General features: G+C 35.9%; 18 protein-coding genes. 5 read left to right on the forward strand and 13 right to left on the reverse strand.

Annotated elements, in window-relative coordinates:
- Positions 1-160 precede the first annotated feature (160 nt).
- Positions 161-997, forward strand: coding sequence for a prolipoprotein diacylglyceryl transferase (gene lgt, locus EG344_RS04755; RefSeq protein WP_123908552.1), 837 nt, complete (start codon positions 161-163; stop codon positions 995-997).
- A 74-nt stretch (positions 998-1071) separates the two neighbouring features.
- Here lgt and EG344_RS04760 read toward each other — a convergent pair whose 3' ends face one another.
- Positions 1072-1827 carry an SDR family oxidoreductase gene (locus EG344_RS04760; protein ID WP_123859524.1) on the reverse strand — a complete coding sequence of 252 codons (756 nt, stop codon included), beginning with the start codon at positions 1825-1827 and terminating at the stop codon, positions 1072-1074.
- 714 nt (positions 1828-2541) lie between these two features.
- Here EG344_RS04760 and EG344_RS04765 point away from each other — a divergent pair.
- Positions 2542-2964: a cold shock domain-containing protein gene (locus EG344_RS04765; protein ID WP_047420468.1), complete on the forward strand. Its 423-nt coding sequence runs from the start codon at positions 2542-2544 to the stop codon at positions 2962-2964.
- Between the two features lie 188 nt (positions 2965-3152).
- On the opposite strand, the gene EG344_RS24500 is transcribed toward EG344_RS04765, so the two are convergent.
- From EG344_RS24500 to queG, 8 genes are all read right to left on the reverse strand, one after another.
- Positions 3153-3245, reverse strand: coding sequence for a bacteriocin-like protein (locus tag EG344_RS24500; RefSeq protein WP_410493994.1), 93 nt, complete (start codon positions 3243-3245; stop codon positions 3153-3155).
- Positions 3246-3416: 171 nt separating this feature from the next.
- Complete coding sequence (locus tag EG344_RS04770) at positions 3417-4859, reverse strand: TolC family protein (RefSeq protein WP_123908553.1); 1443 nt, start codon at positions 4857-4859, stop codon at positions 3417-3419.
- On the reverse strand, positions 4840-7962 hold the full coding sequence (locus tag EG344_RS04775; protein WP_123908554.1) for an efflux RND transporter permease subunit: 3123 nt from the start codon (positions 7960-7962) through the stop codon (positions 4840-4842). The genes EG344_RS04770 and EG344_RS04775 overlap by 20 nt, the downstream gene beginning before the upstream one ends.
- A gap of 28 nt (positions 7963-7990) precedes the next feature.
- The gene (locus tag EG344_RS04780) at positions 7991-9079 is read right to left on the reverse strand and encodes an efflux RND transporter periplasmic adaptor subunit (protein ID WP_123908555.1); all 1089 of its coding nucleotides are present in this window, start codon (positions 9077-9079) and stop codon (positions 7991-7993) included.
- A 59-nt stretch (positions 9080-9138) separates the two neighbouring features.
- The gene (locus tag EG344_RS04785; protein ID WP_123908556.1) at positions 9139-9471 is read right to left on the reverse strand and encodes a hypothetical protein; all 333 of its coding nucleotides are present in this window, start codon (positions 9469-9471) and stop codon (positions 9139-9141) included.
- A 349-nt stretch (positions 9472-9820) separates the two neighbouring features.
- Positions 9821-10273: an SRPBCC family protein gene (locus EG344_RS04790; RefSeq protein WP_123908557.1), complete on the reverse strand. Its 453-nt coding sequence runs from the start codon at positions 10271-10273 to the stop codon at positions 9821-9823.
- 66 nt (positions 10274-10339) lie between these two features.
- A complete protein-coding gene (locus tag EG344_RS04795; protein WP_123908558.1) occupies positions 10340-11023 on the reverse strand; it encodes a TIGR02117 family protein in 684 nt (227 codons plus the stop codon).
- A 359-nt stretch (positions 11024-11382) separates the two neighbouring features.
- On the reverse strand, positions 11383-12321 hold the full coding sequence (gene queG, locus EG344_RS04800) for a tRNA epoxyqueuosine(34) reductase QueG (RefSeq protein ID WP_123860670.1): 939 nt from the start codon (positions 12319-12321) through the stop codon (positions 11383-11385).
- Positions 12322-12491: 170 nt separating this feature from the next.
- On the opposite strand from queG, the gene EG344_RS04805 reads away from it, so the two are divergent.
- Together EG344_RS04805 and EG344_RS04810 are read left to right on the forward strand one after the other, a co-directional pair.
- On the forward strand, positions 12492-12791 hold the full coding sequence (locus EG344_RS04805) for a rhodanese-like domain-containing protein (protein WP_123859517.1): 300 nt from the start codon (positions 12492-12494) through the stop codon (positions 12789-12791).
- Positions 12792-12818: 27 nt separating this feature from the next.
- The gene (locus EG344_RS04810) at positions 12819-13436 is read left to right on the forward strand and encodes a hypothetical protein (RefSeq protein ID WP_123908559.1); all 618 of its coding nucleotides are present in this window, start codon (positions 12819-12821) and stop codon (positions 13434-13436) included.
- A gap of 459 nt (positions 13437-13895) precedes the next feature.
- On the opposite strand, the gene EG344_RS04815 is transcribed toward EG344_RS04810, so the two are convergent.
- Positions 13896-14669 carry an alpha/beta fold hydrolase gene (locus EG344_RS04815; RefSeq protein WP_123908560.1) on the reverse strand — a complete coding sequence of 258 codons (774 nt, stop codon included), beginning with the start codon at positions 14667-14669 and terminating at the stop codon, positions 13896-13898.
- 188 nt (positions 14670-14857) lie between these two features.
- Between EG344_RS04815 and EG344_RS04820 the strand changes: the two genes are divergently transcribed.
- Positions 14858-15319 carry an Lrp/AsnC family transcriptional regulator gene (locus tag EG344_RS04820; RefSeq protein ID WP_123859514.1) on the forward strand — a complete coding sequence of 154 codons (462 nt, stop codon included), beginning with the start codon at positions 14858-14860 and terminating at the stop codon, positions 15317-15319.
- Between the two features lie 33 nt (positions 15320-15352).
- Here EG344_RS04820 and EG344_RS04825 read toward each other — a convergent pair whose 3' ends face one another.
- From EG344_RS04825 to EG344_RS04835, 3 genes are all read right to left on the reverse strand, one after another.
- A complete protein-coding gene (locus tag EG344_RS04825; RefSeq protein ID WP_228412857.1) occupies positions 15353-16342 on the reverse strand; it encodes an NAD(P)H-dependent flavin oxidoreductase in 990 nt (329 codons plus the stop codon).
- Positions 16343-16418: 76 nt separating this feature from the next.
- On the reverse strand, positions 16419-16916 hold the full coding sequence (locus EG344_RS04830; RefSeq protein WP_123908561.1) for a hypothetical protein: 498 nt from the start codon (positions 16914-16916) through the stop codon (positions 16419-16421).
- Positions 16917-16996: 80 nt separating this feature from the next.
- Positions 16997-18364, reverse strand: coding sequence for a peptidylprolyl isomerase (locus EG344_RS04835; protein WP_123908562.1), 1368 nt, complete (start codon positions 18362-18364; stop codon positions 16997-16999).
- Positions 18365-18426: the final 62 nt, after the last annotated feature.

Raw genomic sequence — 18426 nt, forward strand, 5'->3', positions numbered from 1 at the left:
TAAAAACCATAGATTTTGTATGCATTACACCTTCCCGCTAGGCAACATAAATTACCATTAAAAACCTATAAATCAAACATAAAGATTCCAAAAACCCATCTATTTATCGAAAAATCCTATTTTCTTATCTTTGCAAACGTAAAATCCGATAACAATATCAATGAGTTTATTATATATCAACTGGGATGTCAATCCTGAGATCGTCAATATTTTAGGTGTTTCTATTAAATACTATGGCCTGTTGTTTCTTTCAGGACTTGTTTTATGCTTTAATATTGTAAAAAGCATTTATAAAAAAGAAAATCTAAGCGCACAGGCACACGATGCCTTATTTTCATATGCACTTATCGGAATATTAGTGGGTGCCAGATTGGGACACTGTCTCTTTTATGATTTTGATTATTATTCCCAGCATCCGTTAGAAATCTTCTTACCGATCCAGAGAGGTCCGGATGGAGCTTATCACTTTACCGGTTATGCAGGGCTTGCAAGTCACGGTGGTGGAATTGGGTTGATGATTATGCTGCTGATCTATGCCAGAAAGTTTAAAATCCCATTAATGACTGTTTTGGATGCCATCGCTATTGTTCTTCCGCTGGCAGGTGTTTTTATCAGACTTGCCAACCTTATGAACTCTGAAATCATCGGGACTCCTACCAATGTTCCATGGGCTTTTATATTCCATCAGGTAGATAACCTTCCAAGACATCCTGCTCAGTTGTATGAGGCGATTTCATATCTTATTATTTTCCTTATTGTTTATCTTATTTATAAGAAAAATATCTTTAAAATCGGAAAAGGTTTTTATTTCGGGATCAGTATTCTTTTAATCTTTATTATGAGAATCCTGATTGAGTTTATAAAAGTAGACCAGGTAGAATTTGAACATGGGATGAGCTTAAATATGGGACAGCTTTTAAGTATTCCTTTTGTGCTTCTGGGACTTTTCTTCATTATCAAAAGTGTATTGGAAAAAGGAAAGATGAAAACTTTATAGTCTTTCTTCCTCAAATCATAAAAAACTCACTGAAAGTTGTTTTCAGTGAGTTTCTTTTTTTAATAAGTTTCAGCTTATCTTGTTGTGTACCCCCCATTGGCAAAGATTGTCTGCCCTGTAATCCACCATCCGTCAGTGACCAGAAATTCTACTAATGGAGCAATGTCCTTAATATTGGTAAGTCCACCCAGTGCAGAGGCTGATTTGTGATAAGCAACGGCATCATCTGTTTCCTGCCCGTAGAAGAAAGGAGTATCCATCGGGCCTGGCGCTACAGCCGTTACAGAAATTCCTCTGGCTCCAAATTCTTTAGAAGCAGCCCTTGTAAAATGCTCTACCGGAGCTTTTGCGCCTGCATATGTGGAATAAAGCCCGGTATATGCAGCCAGTAATGAAGTCACAATGGTACAAATCTTACCGTGGTCATTTATTTTTTTACCAGCTTCCTGTAAAAAGAAATAGGCTGATTTTGAATTCACATTGAACATAGTATCATACTCTGCTTCCGTAGTTTCTGAAAACGGTTTTTTCAATACCATTCCTACGGTGTTAATTGCAATATCCACTCCGCCAAAACGGGAAATGGTTTCGTCAAAAAACTTTGCAATATTATCTACTTTGGTAAGGTCCCCCTGAAACAGAAATGCTTCAGCACCCAATGCCTGAACTTCAGCCAGTGTTTTTTCACTTTCAGCTCTTGAACTCTCACTGTTATAATGGATTGCCAGTTTCGCTCCTTTTGCCGCAAAATCTCTACTCAATAATCCGCCCAGGTTTTTACCTCCTCCGGCTATTAAAACAACTTTTCCGTTGACATCTTGTGTTGACATTATTTTTAATTTTTAATGGTTGATGAAACAAAGTTGGACAATATCATCGGTCTCAACATGGTGAAATTTTCGGGAATTCATCAAAATTTCAGATTGGCTCAATTGAGAGCTTAAAAATCCTGTAAAATATTTAAAATTTATATAAACATATTTTTTCTCAATATCCTATTATCTGCCAGACAGATAGAGTTTGCATCCTGTTTTAGATATTAAACAAACGCTTAACTTTTCCTGATAAAGTGAGTTTTAGGCACAGCATTTGATACCTTCCCACCCGTATTAACACACACCATTTCATTTTTAATATATTTTTTTAAATCCTCAGCTTACTGAGGATTTTTTTGTGAAAATCACTCAATACTTCTTTATTCCTCTGTAAATAAGGAGATCCGGGCTGGTTTCTATAAAATCCATTTCTGATAATCAATCATTTAAAAACAGTTTTATTCATTTTATTGTTGTATATTTGCATATTATTAACCAAAGTCACTACTTTGTTTTCTGTAACGACTTAGAATATATATATTCAGTCTTTGCTTTTTGAGCAGCCATATTTTTAACTTTTATTCTTCTACCCAGAACAATACTTGTCGGAATTTTAAAGCTCTGTATGATTAGGGAAACCCAGAACAGGAAACATCGACGGGCTTTAAGGTCTAAGGCAGACCAGAGTGAACAATACAATTTATAGAAACTAAATACTAAAAATAATTTATGGCAGATTCTTTTTCTAAAAAGGAAAATTTCAAGAAAAAAATTCAAAAGCAAAAAGAAAAGGCGCTAAGACGCGAAGAACGTAAAACGAACAACAACAAAGGAGCGGAGGACGTATTCATGTATGTAGATGAATTCGGAAGATTAACTTCTACTCCACCAGAACAAAGACAGGAAGTAAACCTTGATGATATTCAATTAGGGGCTGCTCCTATTATTGAGGAAGATCCAAGAAAAACAGGGATCGTTACCTTCCTTAGTGAAAAAGGATATGGTTTCATTACTGAAGATAATTCTAAAGAAAATATCTTCTTCCACAATAATAACTGTGTAGAACCGGTAAAGAAAGGAAACAAAGTTTCTTTTGAAAAGGAGAAATCTCCAAAAGGATTTTCTGCAGTTGAAATCCAGATTGTCAAATAAGATCAATACATACTGCATTATATTGCAGCTATGTTTTTAAACTATACAAAAAGAGACCGTCTTACAGACTGTCTCTTTTTTTATTAAAATTGAGCCTGCTTCAATATTTTGCAGGAATTAGATTCTAACACAAACACATTGACAATCATCTGAAAATTCAGGATCACAATATTCTATGCTGTAACATCTTAATTGTTAGGTCCACATTTCGGATAATCCATAATTCCACCCCCCTGTACTGCTTTTAGTTGTTCTCTTGATACTTTTTTCAAATTTTTCATAATTAAATAGTTTTAATGATGTTATAAATATAATAATATTCCAATAACAGAGAATTATTTATCAAAATCAAAAGAAGCTGCCTCGCACGGAGACAGCCTCTTTCTTCATCGTAAAATAAAAATGGTCGGTTTACAAAACCGAAAAAGCTATGGTTTTAAACTATAGAATTTCTAATTCAGTTTTCCTCCTAAAGCTTTAAACAGCAGAACATTATTTCTGGTATTCTGATGCTGAAACTGTAAAAGATCCAGTTCTGCGGTCAATTTACTTTTCTGAGAATTAATCAGTTCAAAATAATTGGCATATCCTGTGAGATACAGATCATTGGAAACCTCTACACCCCGATCAAGAAAACCAACCTCTTCAGATTTTAATTTTAAAACCTTCTCATAAATCCTGGTTTGTTTCAAAATAGACTGAAGTTCATTAAATGCGGTGGTAATACTCTTCTGATAATTTAAAAAAGCAATCTCCTGCTCCTTGTTGGCTACTTTAAACTCATATTTCAACTGGCCTTTATTAAAAACAGGAACCATTAATCCCCCCAACAGCTGTCCTGCCAATGAACTTGGTTTGAAAAGCGTTTCCACAGAAAAAGAATTCATCCCGATTCCGGCTCCAAGGTCAATTTTCGGATAGAATGCAGCTCTTGCGGCCTTCGCATCTGCCTGGGAAGCTTCCAGTACATAATAATTAGCAGCTACATCCGGTCTCGAATGGATGACCGCTTCTACATTAATGGTTTTGTTTAAAACATCCATATTGGTTGGCATAAGCACTTTACCACGCTTTACCTCTCCACCATAACTTCCCGTCAAAGTGGTAATTGCCTGTTCAACAGTAACGATCTCCACTTTGATATGTTCGATTTCTGCCAGCCAGTTGTTATTCTGTGCTTTGAACTGTTGTACGGCAAGCTCGGTAGCTTTTCCCACTTCACGCTGTGCCAGGACAATTTCAAAAGCTCTCTGCTGAAGGTTATAATTCTTCTGATAAATGGCCAAACGGTTGTCTAAAGTTACCAACTGATAATACAGGTTCGCAATATCCGTGAAAAGTTCTACCTGAAGTAATCGCAGCCCTTCCGTGGAAGCCAGATATTTCTTCTGAGCAGCAATTTTTTTATTTTTCAGTTTACCCCAGGCATCAATTTCCCAGCTGCTCCTTACTCCCAACCAATAATTAGGCGTAAAATCACGGTTGATTTTCTGCTCTTCTGTAATATTGGGGGAAAGATTGGTATCATAATTCCCCACACCTTCCATGGTATATTTTCCATAGCGATTCCCGCTAGCTTCCGCTCCTACTTCAAGAGAAGGCAAAAGATCCATTTTTGATCTTTGCAGGAAACTATTAGCGATTTCCACTCTTTGTTGTGCAATCTGAAAATCAGGATTGGCCTGCACCACTTTATTAAAAAGCTCTAATAAATGAGCATCCGTGAAATAAGCTTTCAGATCAAGCTGCTGAAACTCTCCCGAATTGATCGTTTTAGCAGGTATTTCCGGCAGTGTCTGAGCCTTTTTGATATCAGCAACCTTTGGAACAGCACATGAAACTAAGCTTAATGCAGCTATTCCGCACAATATATGTCTATGATTTAATCTTTTCATCTTTCTTCTTATTTTCAAGTTTCGCAAAGAATATATATAGTCCCGGAATTACAACCAATCCGAAAATAGTTCCGATAAGCATTCCTCCTGCCGCAGCAGTACCAATGGAACGGTTACCGATTGCTCCAGCTCCAGATGCGATACACAATGGAATAAGCCCGGCCACAAAGGCAAAGGAAGTCATCAAGATAGGTCTCAGACGTTGTCTTGCTCCTTCAATTGCAGCTGGAACAATATCATATCCCTGCTTATTTCTGGCTACCGCAAATTCTACAATCAGAATGGCATTTTTAGCCAAAAGTCCGATCAGCATGACCAGCGCAACCTGTGCATAAATATTATTATCCAACCCTGCCAGTACCAAAGCGATATAGGATCCGAAGATTCCTGTCGGAAGGCTTAATAATACAGGTAACGGAAGAAGGAAACTCTCATATTGGGCTGCTAACAAAAGATAGACGAACAATAGGCAGATGAGGAATATATATACAGTTTGATTCCCTGATAAGATCTCTTCTCTCGTCATCCCCGACCATTCAATATCGAAACCTCTTGGAAGTACTTCTTTGGCTACACGTTCTACCGCTGCAATAGCATCACCGGAACTGTACCCCTCTGCAGGCTCTCCGTTAATCATGGCGGACATATACATATTATACCTTGTCAGTACTTCAGGACCATATACTTTTTCAATCGTGATAAATGTTGAAAAGGGAACCATTTCTCCTTTATCATTCTTCAGATATAAATTCAGGATACTTTCAGGAGTATCTCTGTGCTCCGGACTTGCCTGAACCATCACTTTATACATCTGACTGAAACGGATAAAATTGGTAGCATAATAGGATCCCAACATGGTTTGTAAGGTTGACATTGCATTGTCTACAGACACACCCTTTTTCGCTGCCATATCATAATCCACATTAATCATATATTGCGGGAAAGTGGCATCAAAACTAGTAAAGTTGTTCTGTAGCTCAGGCGCTTCATTCAGCTTTTTGACAAAATCTTTAGTGATCTTATCGGTATTTTCAATGGTTCCTCCTGTTCTATCCAGCAAACGCAATTCAAAACCACTGGTATTTCCGAATCCAGGAACAGTAGGGGGAGCAAAGATCTCAATCTGGGCATCAGCAATTCCTTTTGTCTTTTCTGAAAGTTCAGCAATCAGATCATTCACAGAAATGGATCTTTCTTTCCAATCTTTAAGGTTAATCATGGCCATTCCGTAAGATGAACCTGCGATTTCTGTAACAATACTGTATCCTGCAAGGGTTGTTACGTTTTCTACCCCTTTTATTTTCTTGGCAATAACCGTTACTTCATCCAATACCTTTTCCGTTCTTTCTACGGTGGCTCCCTGTGGAGTAGTTACACTTACATATACCATTCCCTGGTCTTCCATGGGAATAAATCCGGTTGGAAGGAATTTACTCGTTACAAAAGTTAACCCTATAAACAGGAATAACAACCCAAAAGTAACGGTAGTTCTTGTCGCAAATTTTGATAAAATCCCTACGTAGCCATTAGTCAATCTTTCAAAGCCTGTGTTGAAACTTTGAAAAGCCCTATCAATAATTGTTTTCTTTTTATTGTGATCGTGAGGTTTCAAAATAATCGCACACAATGCCGGAGTAAGCGTTAATGCATTCACCCCTGAAATAACAATACTGATCGCCAGTGTTAATGAAAACTGACGGTAAAATACTCCTACCGGACCATCCAGAAACGCCACAGGAATAAATACGGCAGACATTACAATGGTGATCGCCACTACTGCTCCTGCAATTTCCTTGGTAGCACTGATGGTAGCATCCATAGCGTTCATCCCTTCTTCCATTTTTACATGAACGGCTTCCACGACGACAATGGCATTATCCACCACAATTCCAATAGCCAATACCAAAGCGAATAATGTCAACAGGTTTACTGAGAAATCCATCATATTCATAAAGGCAAAGGTTCCAATCAATGCTACCGGAACCGCCAATACCGGAATTAACGTTGAACGCCAGTCCTGAAGGAAAATAAATACTACAATTCCTACCAGAATAAAGGCTTCGATAAGGGTTGTTAATACTGCACTGATAGAAGCATCAAGGAATCTGGAAACATCGTAGGCCATATTAAATTCCATTCCGGGAGGGAATGAAGTGCCTTTTAATTCTTCCATTTTAGCTTTTACGCTTTCAATTACTTCTGATGCATTGGACCCTGGGCGCTGCTTCATCATAATGGATGCAGAAGGCCTTCCGTCAGTTTTGGAAACCATTCCGTAGTTCATTGCCCCGAATTCTACCTTAGCAATATCCTTAAGCTTTAAAATTGTTCCGTCTACATCGGATCTGATCGGAACTTCTTCGTATTGCTTAGGCTCAAAGAATTTCCCTTTATATTTGATTACATACTGAAGCTGACTGGAAGTTTTTCCTGAAGTTTCTCCTACTTTTCCGGGTGCTGCTGAAATATTCTGTTTTTGCAATGAAGTAATCACTTCATCAGCAGAAATATTATAGGCTGCCATCTTCTGCGGATCAAGCCATACCCTCATGGAATATTCTTTCTGTCCCATGATCTCTGCACGTCCTACTCCGTCAATACGTTTCAGTTCCTGAAGAACATTAATATCTGTAAAGTTGTAAATGAATTGCTCATCCTGGCTCGGATCTGTACTCGTAATGTTGAGGTACATCAGCATACTGTTTACCTCCTTTTCAGTAGTTACCCCGGCACGAATTACCTCTTCAGGAAGCTCATCAAGGATGGTTGTTACCCTGTTCTGAACGTTTACTGCCGCCACATCAGGATCTGTTCCTACTTCAAAGAACACCTGGATCAGGGTAAGCCCATCATTGGACGTTACTGTTGACATATACGTCATTCCCGGAACTCCGTTGATGGCACGTTCCAAGGGAAGAGCAACCGCATTAGCGGAAACTTCAGCATTAGCCCCTGTATATTTTGCTGTTACCGTTACTGAAGGTGGTACAATATCCGGAAACTGGGTTATGGGCATCTTTAATAAGGCCATAATTCCCAGTAATACAAATAATATGGAAATAACCAACGAAAGAACCTTTCGTCTTATAAACATCTCTACCATAATAAGTTGATTTAAAGATTATGAAAGGTTAATACTTCTTTTTGATTTTAATAATATCACCATCCTTTAGGGACTGAGTACCTTCATAAATGATTAAATCTCCTTTTTTAAGACCACTTTCCACCATATAAGAATCTCTCAGTGTGCTTCCGATCTTAATGTTTGTCATTTTCACCTTATTCTGTTTATCCACTACAAAAACATAGGTTTTATCCTGAATGGAGAATGTAGATTTCTGCGGAATCAAAATGGCATTATCCTGATTTTCGGAAATAATCAATTTTCCTGAAGTACCGTGCTTAATCAAGCGGTCAGGGTTCGGGAAAAGGACTTTATAACGGATAGATCCAGTAGTTCTGTCGATTTCTCCTTCCGCTGTCTTTAAGGCTCCGTTAAACTGATAATTTACACCGTTTGGTAGGGTTAATTCAATCTTTTGATGGTTTCCAATCTTGTCATTGGCCAAAAGCTCAAAATAAAGATTTTCCGGGATTGAAAAGTAAGCGTAGACCTCATTAAGCTGGGATAATGTTGTCAGTAAAGTTCCATTTTCCACCAAGCTTCCATCTTTATGAGGAATCACGTCTATTACTCCATCAAAAGGTGCTGTAATCTTTGTGAAACTGATCTTCTGAAGTACCGTTCTTTTTTCTGCATCAGCAAAAGCATGCTTAGCCTGTGCGGATGAAAGCTTAGCCTTTACCAATTCCAGTTCATTATTAGCCACAAACTTTTTAGCGTGAAGGCTCTGAATCTGTTTCAGCTCCACTTCCGCAATACGAACATCTGCCTGAGTTTGTTTCAAAGCAGCGTTGGCTTTTAAAAGTTCCATCTGTAGCTCGGCATCATTGATTTTAAATAAAGGCTGCCCCTGATGAACAAATTGCCCTTCATTAACATAAATATGCTGAATAATTCCACCAATCCTGGAACGCATCTCCACATTTTTTTTAGCCTGAATATCCGTTACAAACTGATTGCTTACCAAGGTATCTTTTTCCTTGATTTCCAGTATAGGAACTTCTTTTTCTTTTTGGTTATTTTTTTTCTTGTCTTTATTGCATGACACTGCGAATAATATTGCAAGGCTGCAAATTATTACATTTTTAAAATACATTTCTGAATGTTTAGGTTATAAAATTTTCGTTAAAATAAATTGAAATTCAATAACTTAAACTAGTACAATTGGAGGAGATGGAGAAAAGACTTTACTCCACAGATAATGGAGACTGCAATATCAGGAAGTATGATTTTTGGAGCAACTTTTAAAGCTGCTGAAAAATCTCCAACTGCAGAATCATCCTTGCGTAGGGAATGCTTTACAATTTTAGACGCTGCAGGCAATGCATGCGTATTCATATCTGCTTCTTCGTAAACATCCAGCAAATGGATATTGTTTACATGTGGAAGGTGAGGAATATTCTGTAATGATTTTTCTGCCCAATTCGAATTGAAAAGGGAAAAAACCAATATGATATAAAAATAGAAAAGTGACCTCAGACCTGCCATGTCAATCAGAATACTTAGTTTTTTAGTAAAAACGATAGTGCTGCAAAAATAAGAAATTTTGATGGAGTTACTGTCTTTTAACTGTTAAAAAAACTTAAACAATGCTGATAAAATCACATTTTTCTTAGGATGAGTAAGGTTTTCTGAGGAAGATAGCAAAGCATAAAGTCGTAAAAAAGATTCTTCTTTCATTACAATAACAAAGACCTTGTTGATTTTTTTAATCTCGCTGATTAAGCTGATATGGCAGATAATAAATCTTTAAAAACCTGCAAGATCTATGGGATCTGCGAGAAATCATATTTCTTCCCTTGTCAGAAGGACAAACTATATACAATAACTGAACTCTTTAAAACAGTCTGCTTAAAACTCTGAACCGATAATCAAAGATATATTCCAGTTTCTTTTTCACAAATAAGGAATGGGCAATTTCGCCTAAGAATCCCATAGGAAGTTCATAATCTATAGAATCTCTCATCATTACTCCTTCATCATTGGGGATAAACTCATGGTGATGATTCCATAATTTGTAGGGACCTTTTTTTTGGAAATCTATGAAGCTTTTCTGAAAATCCACATGGGTAATTTCGGTCTGCCATTTCATCTTTATCCCAAATAATGGGGAAACATAGTAATCAATGAGCATTCCTTCATATATTTCATCATCTTTCATTTCTGTCAATACCGTAAACCCCATATCTTTCGGAGTAATTTCTGAAAGGTTATTGGCTGAGGAAAAGAATTTCCAGGCAGTTTCTACATCACAGTTTAGCTGTTGTTCACGGAAAAGCTTATGTTTCATTTTATTTCTTCTTAATTATCTCTCTCTATAAAGTCATAGCACAAAACAAAAAAAGAGGTTTCACGCTTATTTATAATGCTGGAAAATTCCAAAATCTGATGGTGTCCAAAGTGCTGCTTTCTGTCCTGCAGCCTTCAATGCATTATTGCTCCAGGTGTTGCAGGTATAAAGGAAACTGTATGTTCCTCTGGCATCATAAAATGCATCATTATCACCATACACTGCATTGGTAGGAATCAACATGAATTTTCCATTCTGATCTCTATCGAATTTATCTTCTACAAATTTGATTAAATTTTGATATTGGCTTCTGCTAATCATAATCATCTTACAATCTTCACCTTCTTTCATTGCATAATAGTAAGTACAATGCATGGCTGAATCGCTTAGCCAAAAAGCTGCTTTCACAGCTGTTGAAAATTTCAGGTCAGCCCAGGTTGGAGTATCCAGATAAAAGCCTTTATCTCCCCATCCTATTCCAATATATTGATAATCTGTTTTCTTAGATTTTGTATTTGCAAAAGGAATCATCAAGCTCCAATCTTTCAGATCGTTCTTTACAGGCATTACAATATCGGTATGAACACCGTTGGTATAGATATAAATGGGAATATCTTTCTTTTCACCATCATCTTTGGCAGAAACCGGAATGAACGGAATCAATAGTCCCAGGAGAACATAAACAATTACAATTCCCAGAATCACTCCAAGGATTTTCAACGTGTATATTAATATGGTTTTCACAGTCATGTTTTTGAATAAAATTTAATATATAATTTTTCGTAAAAGTATTTGTTTTAATCGAAAAATTGGCTATATTTAATTACGAAATATTCACAAATATGCGTAAAAATACCAAATCCCAAAAAAGATTTAAAGTAAGAGTAAAAACTGCTCCAAAAAGAATACAAAAAAAACGTTGATTTTCGGTGAGATTTAATCTCCTGAAGGTCAATTTTTCTTTTTAGGAAAGACTTTTTAGTCAGTTTATTCAATTAAATCTAAACCTCTTTAGCTTTTAAAATCTAAGGAATGGTCGGTTGTCAGCTTTTGTTTGGAACTTTAACAATTTCCAACACAGGAATCGTCACCAAATAGGTAAGCAAAATTTAATCTGAAGACCGCTCTAAAAATTCAATATTTCTCTTCAAACCTGCGAATTTGGTTCTTTTCACAGGTGATTTTTTGAAGATCTCGGAGAAAATTTCCTGAGTAATTTCTTTCCATTCTCCTTTTTTGAAGTTCTTCAGGGCTTCATTGGGTTTGAATCTGCTTTGCTGATGAGGAGCTGCAAAACGATTCCAGGGACAAACATCCTGACAGATATCACAACCAAACATCCAGTCTTCCATTTTATTTTTGAAATGATCCGGAATGTCATTTTTCAATTCTATGGTAGCATAGGAAATGCATTTGCTTCCATCAATAATTTTTTCAGAAACAATGGCATCTGTAGGACAAGCATCAATACATTTTCTGCAAGTTCCGCAATGATCTGTGGTTTCATGATCTGCTATAAGTTCCAGATCACAAATGATCTCAGCCAGGAAATAGAAAGATCCGTTTTGTTTGGTAATCAGATTCGCATTTTTCCCTACCCAGCCAATTCCTGATTTTCTGGCCCAGCTTCTCTCCAATACCGGTGCTGAATCTACAAAGACTCTGAATCCGAATTCTCCGATTTCTTCTTGCAGTTCAGCCACCATTTCACGAAGAATCTCTTTAATAACTTCATGATAGTCTTCAGCGTAGGCGTATTTTGATATTTTAAAGTTCTCCAGCATGGAGATTTTTTCTTCAGGAAAATAATTATAAGAAAGTGAAATAACGGATTTAGAACCTTCTACCAGCAGTCTTGGATCGAGCCTTTTATCGAAATGATTTTCCATATATTTCATTTCCCCATTACAGTTGTTTTTCAACCATTTTTCAAGGTGTCCGGCGTCTTCTTCCAGAAAATCTGCTTTAGATATGCCACAACCCTGAAAGCCAAAACGTTTAGCCTTGGTTTTTATCAGTTCGGAATATTTTTCAGCACCAGCGTTCATTAATTTCACACTGCAAAATTAAGATTATTTTATCAATCTTTAGTTTTGTCCGTCTTCATCACTTTCTTCTGAATGCAACATCCTTTCTTAAATTTATAGTTTCATTAAGATTTTTTTCAAAAAAAAAATACGTAATTTCGTCTATAATTTAATGTTTAAAACAAACAACTATGTCTTTAATAGAAGTAATACAATCTGGAAACTATGAATTGATCGACGTTCGTGAGCCTATGGAGCTTGAAATGGACGGAAATATAGATGGTGCCAAAAATATTCCACTGGGTGAAGTAGAAGACAGACAGGACGAGATCCTTTCTATTGAAAAGCCGGTAATTTTATTCTGCAGAAGTGGAAACAGAAGCGGAAAAGCATTGGAATACCTAAGCGCTCAAGGATTAAAGGACGGTTATAACGGCGGAGGCTGGGCTGAGCTGAAAGCTGTTCTTGAAGCAAACAGAGGAACTTTTTAAAAGTTCCTTTTTTTATACCTATTCACCATGAATCTAAAAGATCAATTTGAACAGCTTTGTTTACTTTTCACTGATGACCCAGACTTAATCAGCAACTTATGGAAAGAGATTGAAACTCAATACGCTGAAAAAAACAGGCATTATCACAATCTTCTTCATCTTGAAAATATGTTCAGGGAACTTGGCAGTGTAAAAAGTGATCTTTCTGATTTCAATGGAGTTTCTTTTTCTGTTTTCTATCATGATATTATCTATAAGGCTACCTCTAAATCCAATGAGGAAAAAAGTGCTCTGAAAGCCGCGGAAAGACTTTCCGAACTTGGTTTACATCAAAATAATATAAAAATTATTTCTGACCAGATCCTGGCTACCCAATTTCATGAGAAATCAGAAAATAAAGACACCAATTACCTTTTAGATACTGACCTTTCCATCCTTGGGAAAGATTTTGAAGTCTATATGGAGTATACCCGTAAAATTCGAAAAGAATATTCTATTTATCCTGATCTTCTTTATAAACCAGGCAGAAAAAAAGTGCTTACTCATTTTCTGGAGCTCGACAGTATTTTTAAGACAGATTATTTTAAGGAAAAGTATGAGATACAGGCAAGATCAAATATTGCTGCTGAAATCCAATTATTATAGTTTTTAGAAACAAAAAGAGATGCAAATTGCATCTCTTCACACATTCAGATCAAACAAAATATTTAATGATTTGCATCATTAATTTTCTCAACCACTAAATCTTATTTTCAAAAATAGAAAATATTATATCCCTTAGAAGAGATATTTATTGCGTATTTGTTGTAATTTTCAGGCTGGAGAGGTACTGAGATATTAGTTAATGTCGTTCATTCTTTGAATTAAATATTAAAAAATTATTTAAGCTTGTTTTAGAAATAAAGAAATAATTTAATTCGTCTCAAATCAAATTTTACAATAAGGAGGATCTTTACGAAAAACATGCATACATATTGTACAAATCAAAGCCAATATGCAGATTTAGCAATACATAAAATCTATGTTCCCCTTAGTTTGTAAAAAGAAAAAGCGATCTCAAATTGAGATAGCTTAATGTATTTATTTTGCTAAATTTATTTAGGGCTAAGAGTTATTCCCGATAAATTCTATAGCTTTTTCCAATACCAGCTCCGGAGCTTCTTTGTGTGGCGTATGTCCAATACCAGGAATAATGTATTTCTCAGCACTCCCACTTACCTGGGTAACGGTCTTATCAACCTGATCCAAAGTTCCATATTCATCATTTTCTCCCTGAATGAACAGAAGCGGGCAGGTGATATCTTTCAAAAGATATTCGATATTCCAGGATCTGTAATCATCACGGGTCCATGTTTCTGTCCAGGCTCTGAATAACATGTCTACTTTATCAGCATGGTATTTCTGCAGACGTTCAGGCAAATTTGTGGTCTTATAAGCTTCCCAGGCATCATAAACGCCTTTTAAGGTTACTTCTTCTACAAAGATATGTCCGGCTTCACAAATTACAGCTTCTACCCTTTCCGGATATTTTGCAGCTGTAATTAAAGCAATGGTTCCTCCATCGCTGTGTCCAAATAAAATTGAATTGTTGATATTAAGCTCTACTAAAAGGTCGTTTAATAGATCAGCTTCCAATTCCATATAATTTACTGGTCTTATATGAGTAGGCATTGGATAAGATTTCCCATATCCTAAACGGTCATAGACAAGGACATTACATTGGGTTTCTTCTGAAAGCTTAGCGGGTAAATCCCTCCAAAGTTGTACAGACCCCAACGAGTCATGTAAAAAAACAAGAGTGGGTTTATTTTCAAATGAATTATTATATTCTACGTAAAGGGCTTTATCTCCAATATTTACTATTTTATTCTCAACCATTTTCTTTAAGGCTTTAAAAATTGAAATTCCAAAAACAACAACGATTTAAATCCGGACAAAAATATAAAACGCTAAAATAAATACGAAATTTAAAAAGAAAATATGTAAAAAATCCCATTATAAAAACATAAAACCAGACAATGTTCAAAAATAAATTTATTTTTATACTTTTATAGGAAAAAGTCCACATGGAAAAATTAGGGAAACAGGAATTGGAACTACTAAGAGTTCTTCAGAAAAGTTCAAGATTCGACATTACAGATCTTACAGAGAAACTTAACATGTCCCGGACATCCATATATGACAAAATAAAAAAGCTGGAAAACGAAGGATATATCACTAATTATGTTGCATTAATTGATCCTAAGAAAGTAGGATTAAATTTTACAGTAATCATAACGGTGTCTCTTAACAGCCAGCAAATAGAATATGTGGAAGAATTTTCAAAGAAAATAGCAACTCTTGATGAAGTGGTAGAAGCATATGTGACAGGAGGTATCTTTGACTACATATTAAAAGTCATTGTACAAAGTCCTGAAGCTTTCAGTGATTTTATTGCTACGAAATTATCTGTTATTCCCCATATTAGTAAAATAAAAAGCTCATTTGTAATGAGCAATATCAAGCAATCTACTGAACTTCATTTCTAATAAAAAAAGAATCCTTATAAGGATTCTTTAATATTATAGTGTTGGCATTTTAATCTCATCAAATTCTTTTAACAGATGATTGAAAACCGTTTCCACCGGAAGAATATCATCAATCAAAGCTGAAACCTGCCCTATTTCAAGTTCACCATCTTCCATGTCACCTTCAAACATTCCACGTTTTGCTCTGGCTCTTCCTAATGAAGCAACTAATGCCTCTTTATTTCTTCCCGCCTGATAAATATCTTCCAGTTCATTGAAGAATTTATTTTTAACCATTCTTACCGGAGCTAATTCTTTTAGAGTAAGATGGGTATCTCCTTCCTGAAGTTCTGTAATTTTCTTTTTCCAATTTTCATGAGCACTTGCCTCTGTAGTAGCAGCGAAACGGGAACCAATCTGTACTCCGTCTGCCCCAAGAATCATTGCTGCTTTCATTTGGGAGCCTAAAGCAATTCCTCCAGCTGCAATTAATGGTTTTGAGATATGTTTTTTTACGTTAGGAATAAGGCAGAATGTGGTAGTTTCATCTCTTCCGTTGTGTCCTCCGGCTTCAAAACCTTCAGCAACTATTGCATCTACTCCGGCATCTTCACATTTTACTGCAAATTTGGTAGAAGATACTACGTGAGCGACTTTGATGCCTTCTTTCTGTAAAGTTTCCGTATAAGTTTTGGGGTTTCCTGCTGACGTAAAAACAATCTTCACTCCTTCTTCAAGAATAATTTGAATAATTTCTTCAATATTGGGATACAGCATTGGAACATTTACTCCAAAAGGTTTATTGGTAGCCTGTTTGCATTTCTGGATATTTTCTCTGAGGATATCAGGATACATGCTTCCTGCTCCAATTAATCCCAATCCTCCACAGTTGGAAACCGCTGATGCCAGCTTCCATCCGGAATGCCAGATCATCCCTGCCTGTATAATCGGATATTTGATATTAAAAAGTTCTGAAATTCTATTTTGACTGGCCTGCATATCATGTAGCTTTTTTGCCGCGTTGAAATCTATAAAATTGCCCATGCTGTAAAAATACTAAAAACAACCATTATCAGATCCTTCCATCAATTAAAAATATATTTAAAAGGGCTAAATATTATTATTTTTTATACTGCTCTAAAACCTCATCAATAATAAAGCTTATATTCAGAAAGTGTTGAACCAGCTCATGAATATTTTCCTGCATATTATCCGGCTTAAAGCTAACCCAACCCTGCATCAGAGTAAGTGGACCAAATTTTAGGCTTATATTGGGCCAGCCTTTTTGATATTTCGAAAATTCATTTCTAAAATCCTGAGCAAAATCTCTGCTGGCTATTTTATGGTTTTTAAATTCTCTAAGTTTTAAAGCATGAATATTGTAGTATAATTTCTCTTCTTGCAAAGCCTTATCATTAATCCAGACTGAAAAGAAAATTCTCCCGGCGGAGTCTAATGGAGCCTTCTGATCTGCTGCCCATTCCGGTTTATAAACTTTTAATGCAACAGATTCTAAAACAACTTCTATTGATACTTTCAAACCTAAACTTTCAAATTTTTCTTTAGAAATCTTTGCTATAGCTGAATGAAATTGTTTTGTATAAAAAGTATAATCCATCTCCTATTTTTTATAAAGATATTAAATACTAAGATTCAGATGTATAAAAAAAACCTTCAGAAATTCTGAAGGTTTTGATTTTATTTTTTGATTGAGTCTTTCTTCCAGTTGGATTTGAAATTACAATTATCGTAACGTCCATCAATGGAGATGAAAGTGGTTGGTAGCTTGGAATTAACAAATTTCTCAACCATTTCATTTTTCTTTTTATTGAGCGCCATCTGTTTGATACGGCTAAAGTCTGTTTCCAGAGTGATCTGGTGTGCAGGAATAACATCTTCAAGTTTAATGATCTTCACAGCTTTTCTTCTGTTATCTTCATCTTCAAAAGCAGAAGTAATATCTCCTTTATTCAAACCTGCCAATTCATAACTGATTGTTCCAGGAATACTTTCTCTTTCGATTTTGTCTGAACCGTCACCTCCAGGAATTATACCTGCGTTGAACTTGGTTCTTTTATCATCTGAGAACTTGAACGCTGCATCTTTAAACGTCATCTTTCCGTCCATGATTAAACCTCTGATGCTGTCTAATTTTGCTTTTGCTGTTTTAAGTTCTTCATCTGTAGGAGTTGCTTTCAAAAGAATATGTCTTGCGTCATATACTTTCCCTGATCTCTTCAACAACTGAATGATGTGGTATCCGAATTCAGATTCAATAGGATCTGAGATTTCATTTTCCTGAAGGTTTAAAGCTGCTGCTTCAAACGGCTTCACCATCTGTCCTTTGTTGATGTTTTTATATAGTCCTCCATTCGTAGCGGAACCTTCATCTTCAGAGTAAATTCTTGCCTGGCTTTCAAAAGTTTCCCCGCCAAGAATATCCTGTTTGATCTTTTTCAGTCTATTGATAAGATCCTGCTTATGAGCTTCCGTTAAGGTAGGATACATCATAATCTGAGCTAAAGTAACCTCATCTTTTACCTGTGGCAGCTGCATTTTATACATATTATAAAAATCAGTTACCTCATTAGGAGTAACGTCTGCTTTATCAGTAACTCTTTGGTATTTCGCCTGTCCGTAATATTGATCCGTATCGATTTTCTCGATAGCGTTTTTCATTTCGTAAGAATTTCTGAATTTATACGCAGTTAATAATGCTTTTTCATCCGGAAATTGAGAAAGCAACTGACGGTATTTTTGATTAGCCTGCTCTTTGATCGCAGCAGAACGGTTTTCAATTAACGTATCTTTTTTTGCTTCGTATACAAGAAGTTTGTTGTTGATAAGGCTTTCAAGAAACTCACATTTATCTGTGTTGGTAGCTCCCTGCTGTTTCCCATAATTCATCTGCTCCGTAACATCTGATTCCAAAACAATTTCATTTCCGATCACAGCAGCAATACCATCCACTAAATCTCCCGGTTTTAGCTGGGCATTCATCATATTAGAAGAAAATATCATGATGAAAATCCCAAGAAGATAAGTGATTTTTAGTTTATTTGTCATTTTACTATTTTAACAAGTTGCAAATTTAGAATTCTTAACGAATTTCACTCAATTTTTTATTA

Origin of the sequence: Chryseobacterium sp. G0162, assembly GCF_003815715.1 — a bacterium.
In the GTDB taxonomy this organism is placed as follows: domain Bacteria; phylum Bacteroidota; class Bacteroidia; order Flavobacteriales; family Weeksellaceae; genus Chryseobacterium.